We start from the raw sequence: 15,232 nt of genomic DNA on the forward strand, positions 1-15,232 counted from the left end.
CGAGGCGGCATAGGATATCAACCGTATTCCAGATTCCAGGACGCCGGGCCGACTCACTTCGGATCGGGCGCTACACCAACTTTCTCGACATTACCCTTTTTCGTCTCGCGAGCCACGGTTCGTTGAGGCAGCTTCAGCTTAAGGGCCACAGATTAAACCGATCTACAACTGTGACCATATGACTGTGCGCACATGTTGGCATAGTCATATGGTCACATATTTACAGCTGCGATTATGCTGCAATAACTCAACCGTTAGTGTTTATTAAACAGCCAATCGAAGCCAGACTTGCCCAGTGTTTGACGCATCTGCCCCACCTGAACCTCCGTCTCCACGCCATCCTTGCCGAAGACGGCGCTCATGTTCTCAGCGGTCGGGATGACCGTTTCCACTTCGCCCGTGGTGAGGTCGAAACGTTGGCTGCCGACTTGGTTCTCAAGATGGATCTGACCATCGGATCCAAAGACACTCTGGAGCATGGCTGTCTCCTTGCAAGAAGCTGTCGCCCCCAAGATAACAGACGGGCGGATCCGGCGCAGCATATAACGCTCGGTAATGCATGACCATGTTAATGTAGTCATATGTTCACGTATTACAAGCTGGGACCTCATGTATTAGAGTTCGAGCCGTGGCAGTCAGGACGTCCGGCGCGGAAATCATCGGGGTCGATGCGTGGGGCATGGCGAAGGTTCTTGCCGGAGCCTATGGTCCCGGCTCTCCCGGTCGTATTCCTACGATATCGCCCCTAGATCACCAATGTGTCAGATAAAGAATGAGGCAATGGCTATGATTACGCCTGCGGCAGATGCAGCGACTGCGCCTTTTTTCCCTCCTTTAGTCCGACGAATAGGGTTGCCGTAAAGTAAAGGGCGGAAATGCAGGATATGGCAAGCGAAACGAGTTCCTTGGGCGGTTTCAGCAAAAGGTCGCTAGCAAAGAGTAATGCAAGCAGGGCAAAGCCGATTGTGACCAAGTATCTCGATTGATTTTGCGACAGCATGGCAACTGCCTTTTAGAACATGTAAGTGAAAAGTCGGTACGATGTTACTGCAGTTGCAAACAAGCCGCTGCCAGGACCGGTTGTCACGAGACCGGCGATAACGCATTTTCTCGGTTTCCAGCTCATGACAGACCCCTCTCTCATGGTGAAACGCATACATTATGAGATATGCACATTATCTCTCTAATTAATTTCAATATCCATCATCTAACACTAAAGAATACTGACTCACTGATTCAGTGACGATGCGTTTTTACCCTTGCGTTCCCACTCGCGTAATCGCCTCGACGCGTCGGCGGTTGGAAGGGCCTCCGTCTCGCAATCAGCGACCTTGTAACCGTATCTGACGAGCCAGGCAGCAAATGCATCCCAATCGACGCGCTTCCAGTCGCCGCCCGGCGCGTGCTACATCACGAGGCCTCCGGCGACCACGAGCCCGTGGATATGCTCTCCTTGCAGGCCTGCGATGATTCCGCCAGTGCATACGATGCTAGGTCGCTGTGCCGGCACTGCGCAAACGTATTGGCCTTTGTGCCCCTTTTGGCAACTTTAGCATGACTATAGGTTAAACCAACCCACAGTCATGAGCACGGTAACGTAGTACTATACTAATTACTTAACATGCTCATATATTTCTAACTGGGACTTAGAATTACTTAATGTAGTCACATGTTAATGTGCTAATATATGACTATGCTATTTCAGAAAGGGGAGGACATGGCGACGAACATCCTGCTAGTCAATCAGAAGGGCGGCGTCGGCAAGACGACGTTCGCCGACGAGATCGCCTGGGGTCTCGAGCGCCGCGGCCACAAAGTCGGATTCGGCAATCTCGACCCTCAGGGCGGCGCGAACCACGAGAAGAACCTGCTCGACGACGAGGACGCCGTGAATGTCATCGACACGCCGGGTTTCCTGAGCGACGACACCGCCGAGTATGCCAAGAATGCGGATATCGCAATCATCCCGGTGCAGCCCGGCACGCTGGGCCTGAAGCCCATGAAACGCACGATCAAGGTCATCACCGAGGCCAATCCTGACTTGTCGTTCGCAATCATCGTCAACAACTTCGCGGCGAACCAGACCGTGGACAGACAATTCCTCGAGCTTCTTGAGGCCGATGACCTTCCCGTGCTGGGCACTGTTCCGACCGCGGCGGCATTCAAACAGGGCGCGGCCCTGGGCAAGCCCGTATACGAGATCGCGAAAAACGGCAAGGCCGCCCAGGCGATTGAAAACATCCTGAACGAGCTGGAAGAGGTGCTGTAAATGGCAAAGTTCAAAAAGGCGACCTCATACTTCGACGTCGCAGCGGAGAAGGCCGAGGAGAGGCAGCAGAAAATCGTTGAAAGCGCATCTGAGCCCCAGAAACCGACTCCTCAGGTGCGGAAAGCCGGGCGCCCCAAAAAGGGCGCTGAAGGGGCATCTGAGAGGCTTGTTCAGCTGTCCGTGTACGTTCCGGAGAGTTACCGAAAACGCTTGAAGCAAGTGGCGCTCGAGGAGGGCAAGTCCGTATCGGATATCGCTCGGGAGCTTTTCGATCGCTATCTGGCCGAAAAAGAGTTCTAGTTGAGTTAACGGGCACCGAAAGGTGCCCGTTTTTCTTCAAGACTTTAGTCCGCTGGCCGCGCAGCGGCCAGCTTTAAACCACCCGCTACGCGGGTGGAGACAAACGGCTTTACAAAGCCACCCCTCCGACCGATATTGACGATTGTTCAGGCCGTCAAGAATTCGAGTCGAAGGGGTGGTCGCCATGGCCCAGAAGGCCTACAGCCTTTCCCACACGAAGTGGATGTGCAAGTACCACATCGTGTTCACGCCGAAGTATAGGCGCAAAGTGATCTACAACCAAATCAGGAGCGACATAGGGGAGATCCTCAGGAAGCTGTGCGAGTACAAGGGGATCGAGATAATCGAGGGGCACCTGATGCCCGACCACGTGCACGTGCTGCTGGCGATCCCGCCGAAGTACAGCGTCGCGAGCGTCATGGGCTACCTGAAGGGGAAGAGCTCGCTGATGATATTCGACAGGCACGCCAACCTCAAGTACAAGTTCGGCAACAGGAAGTTCTGGGCGGAGGGCTACTACGTGTCCACCGTCGGCCTGAACGAGGCGACGATCGCCAAGTACATCAGGGAGCAGGAGTCCCACGACATCGCGCTGGACAAGCTGAGCGTGAAGGAGTACGAGGACCCCTTCAAGAGGGGGTGATGCTGCCGGTTCGACCGGCGCGCCACGGGTCAAGATGCACTAGGCCTGGACGAAGTCCGGGCCCGCGCCTTTAGACGCGAGCCCGGGGCCCGTGGGTTATACCCTAAGAGCAAACCACCCTTTTTAAGGGTGGTTCTGATTTTACCTTGGCCACTGAGAGCCGATTTAAGACCCCGTTCTATCTATCAGTGAGAAAACGGTCGAACCTCACCGATAGGACGTCTTATTTTCGATTCTGTAGCTCCCTGCCGGTAATTGAAGTGAGGTTGAACAAATGTCGGTATCCAGATCAACCGGAAAACGGATTCGGCGTCATTGCCGAATTGTAGGGCTTGCAACTAAGTGGGATTAGTTCGCCCGGGGAGCCGAAGGCGACGCCGGCGCTGAGGGCTGACAGCGACGTAGTCGGGGAGCTGGGGCGTTAGCCCCCACACTTTTGGCCGAAGGCCATGCCAAGGAGCCGAAGGCGACGCGGAGTGAGGCATAGCCGAACGGAGGGCAAGGAGGCGTAGCCGACGCGCAGGGAGCCGTAGGCGACCGGAGGGCGAGCGTAGCGAGCGCCAAGGAGCGGTAGTGACGCGGAGCGAACGCAGTGAGCGGAGGGCAAGGACGATGGCTTTTCTTGTTTGTATATCGTTCGATTATTAAATGCTTCCTGGTGGATTTCTCTGTTTCCCTCTTGAGCTCAGACTAAGTGAATCTAATTCACTCTAGTCAGACTTGGTGGGTTGTATGAACCCATAGTTGTGGTTATTTCAACCCATAGTTGTGGTTATTTCAACCCATAGTGCATGGGTTAACTGAACCCATAGTTGGCATGGGTTATTTCAACCCATAGTCTCGTGAGACAACCCATAGTTGATAAGTTGGCCCAGGTTAACACAGGCTCAAACTATGGGTTGAAATAACTATTTCGGTACTTTTTGGCGTTTTCCGATCGCTTTCTATGGGTTGAAGTAACCCATAGCCGGAAAAGTGGCTTAAATTTTCTATGGGTTCTTTCAACCCATAGCTTTACCGTCACAGAAAAGCATCCGCGGTCCCTGTGAGCAAGTCTATGGGTTGTTCTAACCGATAGACTTGCTGAATAACCGTTATTTAACCCCCTATCAATAAAATTATTTTTCGTTTAACTATGGGTTAAACCAACCCATAGTTAAACTGTAGGTTGGTTTAACCCATAGTTTGTAAGGAAAAGAAATAGAGCTATGGGTTGTATGAACCCATAGCTCTTCAAACTAGGCAGAATGCTTTGCGTCCCACTGAGCTTTGCGTTTCGCCGAATTCTCAGCACGTTGCTTTTTCTTGCCCTCCTCGACTTCGAGTCTGCGCTTAGCGATCGCCGTCATATCGAGCCGGTACTCAACCGATTTGTTATTCCCGCGCGGCGACTTAATCAAAAGACCGAGTTCGACAAGCTTGTCGATTCTCTTTTTAACATTCGAGCGATCCGACTTGACGTCCGCCGCCATGGTGGCAAGGCTGATGTAGCAGGTTGATTTGTAGACGTCCTTGCGCTGGAACGACCAAATCCGCCCCATAATATCGGTGTCGAGCCTAGGCAGACCGAGCTCGAGCATCCATGGCGGCTTGATGATCGCGACCTTCTCGCTGACCATATCCTGCACCATGTGAGCGACACGGGACGATTCATCCGATGCCCGGCGAAGTACCTCGCGGTGACTCTCACTATTGGCCATGGCGGCATCTGTGACGGCCTGATTCGCGAAATCGGACGCCGTCCCCATTCCAGACGGGTTTGCGGGACCGGACGGGTGGCTATCCGTGTCCCACGGATAGCCACCGCCCACATCCGGTTTTAAATTTTTGGTATCCATAAACTAGCCTCTCGTTGAGGCTATCTAGCCATCAGCCGAAGTGATGCCATAGTATTTTGGTAGTACTTCAACATAGGGGCCCAAATCGAAGCATACGTGTGCTAGGATTGCAGGTAACAGGCCAGAAAGCCACATTTGAACATGAAAGAAGCCCTTCTTACTTGGCGGTTAGGGGGCTTTTTTCATATCTATTTTTGCTCTTTAACACGCTCCAAAAACTCGGCGATAGCGATCGCCGCCATAGACGACTTAGCTACACCGCGACTCTTCGCGTAGTCATCGAGATCACGCCAAATTTCGAGAGGCAGAGTAACCTGGATTCTTTTCTTCTCCTCGGCCACTGCCATAGACAATTACCTCCTTCGTTGAACAAGCGAAATCGTACCACTACTGATTGAAACAAAGCGTATCACAAATACTGTCTAAAATACAAACTAACACAAAGTGGTACACCTAAATTCGCTAAATCTTTCCGTCGGCCAGATAGGCACTCGAGTTTCCAAAAGGGATACAGGAAATTGCCGAAAAGGGCACAGGGGCGGCGAGTGATTCACCAAGAGTGAAGGTGGGCCCTCTTACCCAAGCGTTACTCGTTGCTTTGAATGGCAACGCACTAGGGCGACGGGAGTACTCGGGGGACCTGCCTGTATATTATGCAGCTGATTGAATGGCAACAGGGCCGGCGACGCTGCCGGCCCTGTAACTGTCCACGCGGTGCAGGCCGCGCATGTTGAGTTTAACGCATCTCGTGACTGTTCAGATTCCGTGCACCGGGCGATTTGTTTTGGTCGTTTAGCTGGGCTAATGGTGGTTATTGGCTGGTGGGCTGGAGGATTTGGACTAATAGTTGTTAATAGTGGCCGGACGAAGAACTGTTCAAGCTATTAGAAGCAATAGCGAGTACGGTCTTGGCTGGAAAACAGGTCGCGAGCAGGGGAGGGCCGAGCATGTACGGACCGGTGAGCAAGAACGGGCCGGCGTTGGAATTTGGGGAGATCGGCGAGGAAGTTAAGGATGAGGTTCGGCGGCAAGTGATTGGCAAGATCGTCGAGAGAGCCAGGGGCAAGCTCAAGGCCCGTGACAAGCGCGAAGACGATCCGTTTTGGGGTCGCGGGAATCAAGAACACCTTCGTCGAGCTGCGGAAAGACTGGATTCCGGCGAGGGAGTGGAGCACGGATTGATCAAAGAAGAATGACGCTCTGCTAGAATCAGCAGCGCTGTCGGCAGCCCTTGTGCCGGGCAGAGCCCTCCATCCGATGGGAGGTGATGCCCATGACCGATTTCACCGAGTTCGTGAAGCTCCTGACCGCCCTGGTCTCGCTCCTCACGGCCCTTGTCGGCCTTTCCAAGGCACTCAAGCAGGGCTCGAAGCCCAAAAAGAAAGGCCACCGTCGCTAAGATGATGACCTAACTTTCTAACGCAACGGCTCTGCCCAGCTCTTCACAACTTGGGCTGCCGTCGGCACCATTCTACCCGCTTGCCATTGCTGTTGTCGATGCGCCGTATCAAGAATCCACGGCAGCGCTCGTGGTTGCAAAACAGCCCAACAAATAGCGGCTATTAGTCAGTTCGGCTGTCCAAAAGGCCTAATAGTTGCTAATAGTGGCTAGTTGGCAACGGATTTGGGCTATTAGCTCTAACAGTGCCTATACTATGACCCCACAAACGGGACAAGGTTTTCTGTCCGCACGAGGTTTTAAAGTTTTAGCTGGAACAATCCGGCAGATTGGAGCACAGAACATGAGGTCAGAACGCCTCATGTCGCTCAAAATACGTCTCCTCAACTGCGCAAAGGAGAACGGTTTTTAGCGACAAGGAGACAATGGAATGATCTGGTTTACCAGCGACACCCACTTCGGGCATGAGAACGTGCTGAAGTTCACCGACCGCCCGTGGGAGACGATTTGGCAGATGAACGACGCCATCGTCGACAGCATCAACGGTAGGGTCGCCATGGACGACGAGCTCTACATCCTGGGGGATTTCTCATTCAAGATGACCGCCCAGGACGCCTATGGGCTGCGCAAGCGAATCGCCTGCAGGCGCATCCACCTCGTCCCGGGAAACCACGACAAGGACTGGACCCAGCCGGCGGTCGCGGGCGCCTTCACCGTGGAGCCGCCGATCTGCGTGCTCAAGATCGACGGGCAGAAGATCGTCCTGAGCCATTACCCCATGGCCGACTGGCAGGGCATGAGCCATGGATCGTGGCACCTCCACGGGCACATCCACAGCAGCGGCGGCGCGTACAACGAGTTCAACCGCAAGCAGGGCCTTCTGCGCTACGACGTCGGTTGTGATGCCAACGGGCACTCCCCGGTGAGCCTCGACGGGCTGAGGGAATGGTTCGCCGGAGTCGACGAGCCGTGCGGCCGGGTGAAATGGCCCTGGTGGGTCAACGAGACCGGCGACAGGCAGGTCGAGCGCGAGCTGGCGGCGTACTAGAGGGAAGAGGTGATTCGATGACGGTCTATGTGACGGGCGACATCCACGGTGGGCTCGACATGCAAAAGCTCCGCGACTGGGAGCTTGGCGACAGTCTTACCAGCGACGACTATCTCATCGTTGCCGGTGACTTTGGCTTTCCGTGGGACTTCTCTGCCGAGGAATGCGCCGACATCGCTTGGCTGGAGTCGCGCCCCTACACGGTACTGTTCGTCGACGGCAACCACGAGCGCTTCGATCACTGGGAGGAGCGCCCCATGGAGCCGTGGCATGGCGGGCTGACGCAGCGCCTGTCGGACACCTCGCCCATTCGGCACCTGACGCGCGGCGAGGTCTTCGAGCTCGACGGCTCGACGGTCTTCACCATGGGCGGTGCCACGAGCGTGGACAGGGAATATCGCGTGCCGTATTCCAGCTGGTGGCCTCAGGAGCTCCCGGACGAGCGCGATTTCGATGCCGCGCGGGCGAGGCTCGACGAGGTCGGCTGGAAGGTCGACTGCGTCATCACCCATACCTGTGCCACGCGCATGCTCTCGCCGACGCTCTATCCGGACCCGGGCTGGGAACGCCCTGATGTGGACCGGCTGACCGGATTCCTCGACGAGCTCGAGGACCGCTTGGACTACAAGCGCTGGTATTACGGCCATTTTCACCGAGACGGCAACCCGGACGAACGTCATACCGTGCTGCACGACCGGATCGTGAGGCTCGGGGACAAACTCCTGCCGTGGGGTGCGTACTGATGGCTATCTATGTGACAGGAGACGTGCACGGCAGGGCCGAGTACGGGGCCAGCAGGTTCGCCTTCAGGTCTTGGCCTCTGGGCCGGACTCTGACGAGCGACGACGTGGTGATCGTGGCCGGCGACTTCGGCTTTGTCTGGGACGGCTCGAATGCTGAGAGGTATTGGCTCGATTGGTTTGAGTCGAAGCCATGGACCACGTGTTTCGTAGACGGCAACCACGAGAACCACCGGATGCTGGCAGGACTGCCGGCACGGGTTTGGAACGGCGGCCTCATCCACGAGACGCGACCGCACGTGCTGCATCTGATGCGCGGAGAGGTGTTCGACATCGCAGGAACCACGGTTCTTACCATGGGCGGCGCCGCGAGCCATGACAGGCAGTATCGCAGGGAGGGGAGGAGCTGGTGGCCCGAGGAGATGCCGAGCGAGGAAGAGATGGGGCACTGCCGCGCCTCGCTCGACCGCGTGGGCTGGAAGGTCGACTACGTTGTGACTCACGAGGCGCCGGCTGCCCTTGCTGAGGGGCTGTGCCACGAGCTCGGGCGCGAGTATCGGGACGACCGGCTTCAGCGATTCCTTGGCGAGCTCGATGGGCGGCTCGGCTACCGCGCCTGGTTCTTCGGCCACTACCACGGCGACGAGTGGCGTGACGCCAGGCATCGCCTTATCTACCGAGACATCGTGCCGGTCGAAGATGCTGCGCCCGCTTCTAGAAACCTTCTAGAAGCGCTCTAGAAGGTTTCTAGAAATTAGGCGCCATATGGACTATTCCAATTCAAAAGTCTGGTCGAGGGAGTTCGACCCGGCACCCATCCCGTCGACTTTCACTTCGATGGGAGACATGTCGTTGAGGTCAAAAATCGACACACCGTCGCATTCGCCTCCCGGCGCAAGCCCTTGCGAAGAGAAGTGGTCTTCCTGCAAATCGGCGGCAAACCCGCGAGATAGCATCTGCTTATTTTGATAAGCCGTGATGTAGCTACCAACAGCGCATGAATCTGCCGATCGGTTGTTAATGGCGTGCCAGCGAACAACGGCAACCTTCCCGCCATCGCCAGCCGAGGAATCATGCACCTCGACGCCGGTGACTGAATACTCCATCTTGCCGTAAACCCCGTCTTCCTGCGCGTTATCAGAATCGGCGACCTGAACTGCCGTCTGGCGATCGTCTGCCTGGCTGCACCCAGAGGTCATAACTAGGGCGGCTGCCAGAACACCCGCAGCCCCAAAGTTCCGAGCTAGGTTGATTGCCTTTTTAACAGAGAGATGTTCCATCGACTACTCCAAACTTAATTGTTTTTGAATGCCATCAGCCAAACAGCCAAGCCCCAATGAGCATGACCACTGAAACCGCTGCAAGCGAAGCCCAGACGGCATTTTGACGGGTGATGACACCGCTGATGGTGAGCGCATTTGCGCCGGCACCATCAATGACAGTCCAGACGAGTGCCGTGACCAAAAAGACGACTAGCCCTGCCGTTATCAACTCACGGCGAGACGGCCTTAGCTTGTCGGACATATCTACTCGCCCCTCGCCTGGGTCATGACCTCGACCTTGGCCTCGGCCACGGCCGCCCGCTGCTCGGAGGCGGCGAGGCGGTCCTTGAGGGCGGCGACCTCGGCCATCAGGTCACGCTGGGCGAGGAGGGAGACGTTGAGATCGGCCTGAGCCTTGGCCGCGGCGTCGACCGCGCCCCTCATGCTTTCAATTCGATCGTCTTTTGCGGCTGATTCTGCCAAGAGCTGATTGTTCTCGGAATCGAGCTTCTTGAGCTGCGAGAGGTAATCGGCGACGGTGGCGTGGAGCTCATCGTTCTCAATCTCCAAGCTCGCAGTATCCAGCTCGAATTTCTCTTTGATGGCGGCGACCTGCTCGACGCAATTAGATTTGATGCTCTGAATCTGTTCCGTTGCACTTTTCTTGGCGGCGTCAGCGTCCTCGCGGGCAGCACGAGCCTCCATCGCGGCAGCTTCGGCAGCGCCCACGATGATGCACTTGACCCGCTCGACCGCCTCATCGAGGACGGCCGATGCGTCGAGCGCAGCCTTCACGCCGGGAGTGGCGTTAGGGTGGTAGCCATCGACCAAGCGGGCGACGGTATCGGCCTGCGAGAGACCAAGGCTCGTGCTGATGTCCTTTATGGCGTCACGGGTCTCCGATGAGACATTCAGACTGGTCATTTTCTTTTCGGACTGGACTTGGTTTTCGGCCATGATGCGGCACTCCAATCAACAACGGGCATGGCTCCGCCATGCCATATGGCTGGGAACAATGCACGGCCGCTGTTGAGTTGTCTTTTTCCTGCGATCGGTGAGTTCTAAAAAGGCGTCTCAAGTCATGCGTTCACGCAGGTTTTCGGTTAGAGAAATACCGCACCCTTATATAGTAACGCCGCCGCACTCGGGCCTATTAGGCAAATCGCGAAACGACAGACGGACTTATTTCCTGACGCCCACCAATCCGCGTTCACGAAGGATGCGGTACAGCGTTGATTTGGAGACGCCAGTCGCAGCGCAAATATCGGGAATAGGAGTCTCTCCTCCAAGATAGAGCCTTACTGCGGCATCGGCTTTGACGCCGGCAGTGCGAGGCCTGCCACCCACGTTGCCGCCGTGGCTCCGTTTGACGGCGATACCCTCGGCCTGGCGTTGCCTGATCAGATCTCGCTCAAGTTCCGCGGTGCAAGCATGGGTGCCAAGCACGAAGCGCCCGAATGCGGTATCTAGATCCACGGGCTGTTTCAGGGACGTGAGCTTCACGCCGAGGTTTCGAAACATAAGGTCATAGTTGAGCAGCTGCCTGGTCGATCTGGTCAAGCGCTCCCAGGATTCGACCACCACCTCGTCGCCCGCCCGCATCTTCTTGAACAGGCGCTTCTGCTGCGTCCGGTCGCCGTCCTGGGCACCCGTGACCTTGTCCTTGTAGATATGGCCATAGGCCACGCCAGCGTTCACCAGAGCCTCGATCTGGCGGTCCAACCTCTGGTCTTTCGTGCTCACGCGAGCATATCCGTAACGTGTCATTTCAGCCTCCTGCCTCGTATTTGATTTTCCCATGGGAATTGACGCGGAGGTTTTGACACTGGGTTTTGGCACTCGACGTTCACGGCATCGAGGGTTCGATTTTCGAGTGCCCAGAGGCATACGTTTTGGAACGAACGGTTGGCGAATAGGCCATATAAGTTGATACGTCGAATATTCTACTACCAAATAGTAGTAGAATATTATCGTACGATTGGAGGCAAATGGTTCAGATACACCGAAGGGTTCACGAGCGACATCCCGAGTTGGATGCCGGAGATGTCGAGGCGGCATGGGAGAACTACCGCTTCGCGGCCGTTCGCGTACCCGGGGAACAGGAGATGCGGACGGGCTACGACCCACATGGCCGGTATATCGAGATGGTCGGAGTCCTCCTGGCTGACGGCGTATGGCTTATCTATCACGCCATGACGCCGCCGAGCAAGAAGACGCTGAAGGAGATCGAGAGCGCGAGAAGGAGAGGTTACTGATGGAGTTCAGGCTTGCAAACGGAACCGTGATCACGGACGAGGACATCGAGCGCGAGTGCGCGGAATATGAATCCGGCTCTTGGACGGGGGCCCTGGCAAACCTCCGCGTCGGCCGCCCAAGGCTCTCCGAGGGAGAGGCCAACGCCAATCTGTCTTTCAAGTGCCCGAAAACGGGCGCCGATCTCATCGAGAGGGCGGCCACCGCGTGCGGGATGCGGAAGTCGGAGTTCCTGCGCTCGGCTGCGCTCGAGAAGGCTGAGAGAATCCTCAGGTCGGCATAGCCTCACGGCATGCCTTTTCGAGGGCGCGAAATGGGCTACATCGTGCTTATGTTAGCTATATAACTAACATAAGCACGATTAAACAGGACGCCGGGGCAAGACGTCTGCTTTATTCAATGGTGGGCCCCTTTCGCGATTCCCTTGCCGACGGACCTGCCGCAAACGGGTATAAAAGTGTTAGCGAAATCACTAACATAATTAGGAGGCGATTGCCATGGGCAGGTGCGAGCCGAGGGCAAATGAGAACGACCCGGGGCTGATCACGCTGCCGGAGGGCATCGACGAGCTGAGCGACGCCGTCGAGCAGGAGTTCGACGTAACCACCAAGCAGGTGTGCCGGGCCCTGCAATGCACGAGGCCGTTCGTGCTGGCCCATTGCCGACACATCAGGCACATCTTCGTCTCAGGCGACTGGTCCGACAAGGTTGGACTCGGACCGGGCGGAGGCTTCATCTGGTCCCGCAACGAACTCCGAGACATGGCGGTGAGCGGCACAGTCGAGCGACGCACCCGCGTCGTCGGCGCCGCTGACATACTGGCCGGCAACCGGGAGGCGCTGGGCTGGTTCGACGCGGCGAAGGCCGAGGCGGGGAAGATAGCGATGGACCCGAGCAGGCCGCGCGCGGATGAAGTCCATTTCCGCGAGATGTCCCGCGAGGTCTTCGAGAGGGTCTACCTGCCGGACGAATGGAAGCCGGCCTATAACGCGGCGAGGCGCAATAGGTCAGAACTGCATTGGGTCGACCTCGGCGAGCACCCGCGGTCATTCGACGAGCTGGGGACCGTTTGAAGGACGACCGCGGACCGCAAAGGCTACGGGGACACGGACGAGGAATGGTCGAGGGCGTATCGACGCAACGGAGCGGTGCGGCTCACCATCACCCTGCCCGACGGCGCGACCAAGGTCATGCATGCGCCCGACCCGACGCCTCGGGCGCGGTTCGACGACTTCCTGGCGACAATTTTGCCTGTCGAGCTGCTGCCGCAGGACTACATCAGGGATGTCGTTCTCGGGAGTGACCATATGGAGCCGCAGGAACTCAAGCTGTACGGCTAATTCGCCTCATAGAGACGGGCCGTCGCCCCAAAACCAAACAGAATCTCGAATAAGCATATGAATCGACCATGGGCGCGATTCCGTGAGGTCGTTTTTCTGGCACCCGCCGTTTACGCCGATTCCAAAGCGCCTATCGACCGCTCAACGAGCTTTGCGAGTGCGATCCCGTGCACATTGTCGGACATTTGAATTGTCCGACAATGTCTGACAGCACCGTCAGACATTCGCGCACGATCAAGCGAGCTTCGCGAGCGATTTCAGGCCGCATGCGGCCCCAGCTGCGGCTTTGCCGCAGGTTCAATGTCTGACATTCCCAATGTCTGACGTTGAACGAAGCTGGCGTGCAAACTGACTCTTAAGGGTCAGTTTGCACCATCCCAATGTCGCGATTTTGGATGGTGACGCCACGGCGGTCGCATCTTCGAGGGGAACACCCGGTGCTGGGTCGATAAATCCGCCATGTCCGTTATCGTAATAATCTCTCGCAGACACCATCGCACACGCCGCCGCACCCGTGCCTTTTATCGTAATAATTTGAAATTTGGCGCTATTTCGTTCCTATCCGTTATCGTAATAACAAGGCGCACGAGTGTCCTTCCCCCGGTCCAAGGGCGGAGCCCTGGCAAGCGCCGAACCGCCCGGGTCGGTGGCAGACTTGTACACACATTTACGATGGGGGTACAAGTATGCGTCTCTTGCGGGATTTCTCGTTTATCGGCAGAAAATCGAGGTCAGAAGATGGATGAGTTCTTGAGTATTGAAGATCTGCGGTGGGAGTTCGGCGCGTCGCGAGCATGGATGTACAAGTATCTGGCGCCGCATATCAAGTCAATCACCGTGAAGTGCTCGACCGACGACGGCGAGCGCCTGTGCAAGCGTTATAGCCTCGATGATGCACGGCGCGTGGTCGCTGAAAAGGCTCGAGCCGAGGTCTATTCCGTGCCCGTTAAAGCGGACCCCGGGAAAAGCAGCTATGCTCCGTACCGCCGCCCGCGGCGCGTGCGAATCAAGACGAGCGCGTACATCGCCGAATATATCGTCGGCTTCGGCCATCTCTGGCAGATCGACGAGATTGCAGAGGAATACTGCGGTAAGCGCTCAAGAGAGGCAGCATATCAATTCATCTACCGTAACGCCTGGATCGCAATCGTGTTCGGCAACAAAACTTTCTATATCCCGAGGCGCACCACACCGCAATTCGTGGCGGCAGCAGTCGAGGTGTTCGGAGACGCCGCCCACACCGTCGAATACGCACGCGGTGGGCATAAAAGTGACGCCACGGAATAGCGGCACTATGTAACAAATGAATAAGTGAACGACGTAAAAAGTGAAAAACCGAACTACGTAATATCGACAATGCGACATAACGCAATAACGACAAAGCGGAATAGCCGCACTATGTAACCACGTAATAACAGAACTATTGAACATCGGACTATTCGGTCCTGAAATCTGTCCGCAAGAGTCGTACGCTGCCGTACAAAATGCCCGGCAGCGTACCGCCGCAAGCGGCGCACGCTAGGGCTCTGCCCTAGCACCCGGCACTCGCGGCGTTAGCTCATTGTTCTGCAATTCAACGGTTACGTTTTTCAGTTTTGTCGTTATCACGTAGTTCGGTAATTACACAGTTGCGTAGTGTCGTAATTGCTTTGTTCGGTTGTGTCGCAGTTCAGATATGAACAACCGCCGCGGGCGCCGGGTGCTAGGGCAGAGCCTTGGCAGTACGCGGACGGCCGAAACGCAGTTTTGTACGGCAGCGTACGACACTTGCGGGCGAGTCACGGCTATGTCATTGCTGAATTACGACAAAACGCAACAACAGAGCTGTGTAACCGCGACATAACTGATTTACAGACGATACGAAGAACGTAATGAATGAACTAGTGAACTGCGACACAACCGAAAAAGCGAACAGTTATAAACCCAAAAAACGCATTGAAACAGGCGAGATGTTTTAAATCTCAGCCCACAAATCGAGAACAGTAGCGTCCCGACGAACCGTGGCAAAATAGTCGCAGTAGTCATAGGCATCATGATCGCGTCGAAAATGTTGGTGTAAGGGTGACACCCTAGCGCCCGTTTAACGAAGAACGGCCTTCGTCCTAGAATCTGAAATCACCACAACAACAGGTTCTAGGAA

General features: G+C 56.1%; 21 protein-coding genes. 13 read left to right on the plus strand and 8 right to left on the minus strand.

Features of this window, described 5'->3' with window-relative positions; all coding sequences use genetic code 11:
• Positions 1-254 precede the first annotated feature (254 nt).
• Positions 255-479 carry a hypothetical protein gene (locus ARB25_RS09235; protein WP_055287548.1) on the minus strand — a complete coding sequence of 75 codons (225 nt, stop codon included), beginning with the start codon at positions 477-479 and terminating at the stop codon, positions 255-257.
• Between the two features lie 311 nt (positions 480-790).
• Complete coding sequence (locus ARB25_RS09240; protein ID WP_055287549.1) at positions 791-1,000, minus strand: hypothetical protein; 210 nt, start codon at positions 998-1,000, stop codon at positions 791-793.
• Positions 1,001-1,717: 717 nt separating this feature from the next.
• Here ARB25_RS09240 and ARB25_RS09245 point away from each other — a divergent pair.
• The 3 genes from ARB25_RS09245 to tnpA all read left to right on the plus strand — a co-directional run bounded on the left by ARB25_RS09245 (position 1,718) and on the right by tnpA (position 3,212).
• Complete coding sequence (locus tag ARB25_RS09245) at positions 1,718-2,269, plus strand: nucleotide-binding protein (RefSeq protein WP_055287551.1); 552 nt, start codon at positions 1,718-1,720, stop codon at positions 2,267-2,269.
• Positions 2,270-2,569, plus strand: coding sequence for a ribbon-helix-helix protein, CopG family (locus ARB25_RS09250; RefSeq protein WP_055287553.1), 300 nt, complete (start codon positions 2,270-2,272; stop codon positions 2,567-2,569).
• 184 nt (positions 2,570-2,753) lie between these two features.
• Positions 2,754-3,212, plus strand: coding sequence for an IS200/IS605 family transposase (tnpA, locus tag ARB25_RS09255; RefSeq protein ID WP_055287554.1), 459 nt, complete (start codon positions 2,754-2,756; stop codon positions 3,210-3,212).
• Positions 3,213-4,450: 1,238 nt separating this feature from the next.
• On the opposite strand, the gene ARB25_RS09260 is transcribed toward tnpA, so the two are convergent.
• Positions 4,451-5,050, minus strand: coding sequence for a helix-turn-helix domain-containing protein (locus ARB25_RS09260; RefSeq protein ID WP_055287556.1), 600 nt, complete (start codon positions 5,048-5,050; stop codon positions 4,451-4,453).
• A 188-nt stretch (positions 5,051-5,238) separates the two neighbouring features.
• On the minus strand, positions 5,239-5,397 hold the full coding sequence (locus ARB25_RS09880; RefSeq protein WP_082421961.1) for a ribbon-helix-helix domain-containing protein: 159 nt from the start codon (positions 5,395-5,397) through the stop codon (positions 5,239-5,241).
• A gap of 600 nt (positions 5,398-5,997) precedes the next feature.
• On the opposite strand from ARB25_RS09880, the gene ARB25_RS09265 reads away from it, so the two are divergent.
• The 5 genes from ARB25_RS09265 (at position 5,998) to ARB25_RS09280 (ending at position 8,977) form a co-directional block, all read left to right on the plus strand.
• On the plus strand, positions 5,998-6,246 hold the full coding sequence (locus tag ARB25_RS09265) for a hypothetical protein (RefSeq protein ID WP_055287558.1): 249 nt from the start codon (positions 5,998-6,000) through the stop codon (positions 6,244-6,246).
• A gap of 77 nt (positions 6,247-6,323) precedes the next feature.
• Entirely contained in the window at positions 6,324-6,449 is a 126-nt protein-coding gene (locus ARB25_RS10360; RefSeq protein WP_256637919.1) for a hypothetical protein, read from the plus strand.
• Between the two features lie 430 nt (positions 6,450-6,879).
• Positions 6,880-7,497, plus strand: a complete 618-nt coding sequence (locus ARB25_RS09270) for a hypothetical protein (RefSeq protein ID WP_055287560.1) — start codon at positions 6,880-6,882, stop codon at positions 7,495-7,497.
• A 17-nt stretch (positions 7,498-7,514) separates the two neighbouring features.
• Positions 7,515-8,240 carry a metallophosphoesterase family protein gene (locus ARB25_RS09275; protein WP_055287562.1) on the plus strand — a complete coding sequence of 242 codons (726 nt, stop codon included), beginning with the start codon at positions 7,515-7,517 and terminating at the stop codon, positions 8,238-8,240.
• On the plus strand, positions 8,240-8,977 hold the full coding sequence (locus ARB25_RS09280) for a metallophosphoesterase family protein (protein ID WP_055287564.1): 738 nt from the start codon (positions 8,240-8,242) through the stop codon (positions 8,975-8,977). The genes ARB25_RS09275 and ARB25_RS09280 overlap by 1 nt, the downstream gene beginning before the upstream one ends.
• Positions 8,978-9,007: 30 nt before the next feature.
• Here the strand turns inward: ARB25_RS09280 and ARB25_RS09285 are convergent, their stop codons facing one another.
• The 4 genes from ARB25_RS09285 to ARB25_RS09300 form a co-directional block, all read right to left on the minus strand.
• A complete protein-coding gene (locus ARB25_RS09285; protein ID WP_055287566.1) occupies positions 9,008-9,517 on the minus strand; it encodes a DUF5067 domain-containing protein in 510 nt (169 codons plus the stop codon).
• Positions 9,518-9,551: 34 nt separating this feature from the next.
• Positions 9,552-9,761 carry a hypothetical protein gene (locus ARB25_RS09290; protein WP_055287568.1) on the minus strand — a complete coding sequence of 70 codons (210 nt, stop codon included), beginning with the start codon at positions 9,759-9,761 and terminating at the stop codon, positions 9,552-9,554.
• A gap of 2 nt (positions 9,762-9,763) precedes the next feature.
• The gene (locus ARB25_RS09295) at positions 9,764-10,456 is read right to left on the minus strand and encodes a hypothetical protein (RefSeq protein WP_055287570.1); all 693 of its coding nucleotides are present in this window, start codon (positions 10,454-10,456) and stop codon (positions 9,764-9,766) included.
• Positions 10,457-10,681: 225 nt separating this feature from the next.
• Positions 10,682-11,266, minus strand: coding sequence for a recombinase family protein (locus ARB25_RS09300; protein ID WP_055287572.1), 585 nt, complete (start codon positions 11,264-11,266; stop codon positions 10,682-10,684).
• A gap of 221 nt (positions 11,267-11,487) precedes the next feature.
• Between ARB25_RS09300 and ARB25_RS10195 the strand changes: the two genes are divergently transcribed.
• The 5 genes from ARB25_RS10195 (at position 11,488) to ARB25_RS09325 (ending at position 14,379) form a co-directional block, all read left to right on the plus strand.
• On the plus strand, positions 11,488-11,754 hold the full coding sequence (locus ARB25_RS10195) for a hypothetical protein (protein ID WP_055287574.1): 267 nt from the start codon (positions 11,488-11,490) through the stop codon (positions 11,752-11,754).
• Positions 11,754-12,035, plus strand: a complete 282-nt coding sequence (locus ARB25_RS09310) for a type II toxin -antitoxin system TacA 1-like antitoxin (RefSeq protein ID WP_055287576.1) — start codon at positions 11,754-11,756, stop codon at positions 12,033-12,035. Before ARB25_RS10195 ends, ARB25_RS09310 begins: the two co-directional genes overlap by 1 nt.
• Before the next feature lie 214 nt (positions 12,036-12,249).
• Positions 12,250-12,825, plus strand: a complete 576-nt coding sequence (locus ARB25_RS09315; protein WP_055287578.1) for a hypothetical protein — start codon at positions 12,250-12,252, stop codon at positions 12,823-12,825.
• A 75-nt stretch (positions 12,826-12,900) separates the two neighbouring features.
• Positions 12,901-13,092 carry a hypothetical protein gene (locus ARB25_RS09320; RefSeq protein ID WP_055287580.1) on the plus strand — a complete coding sequence of 64 codons (192 nt, stop codon included), beginning with the start codon at positions 12,901-12,903 and terminating at the stop codon, positions 13,090-13,092.
• A 738-nt stretch (positions 13,093-13,830) separates the two neighbouring features.
• Positions 13,831-14,379 (plus strand): hypothetical protein, encoded by a 549-nt coding sequence (locus ARB25_RS09325; protein ID WP_055287582.1) that lies wholly within the window; start codon positions 13,831-13,833, stop codon positions 14,377-14,379.
• Positions 14,380-15,232: the final 853 nt, after the last annotated feature.

The sequence above is a fragment of the Collinsella aerofaciens genome (assembly GCF_001405375.1).
GTDB lineage: Bacteria > Actinomycetota > Coriobacteriia > Coriobacteriales > Coriobacteriaceae > Collinsella > Collinsella aerofaciens_F.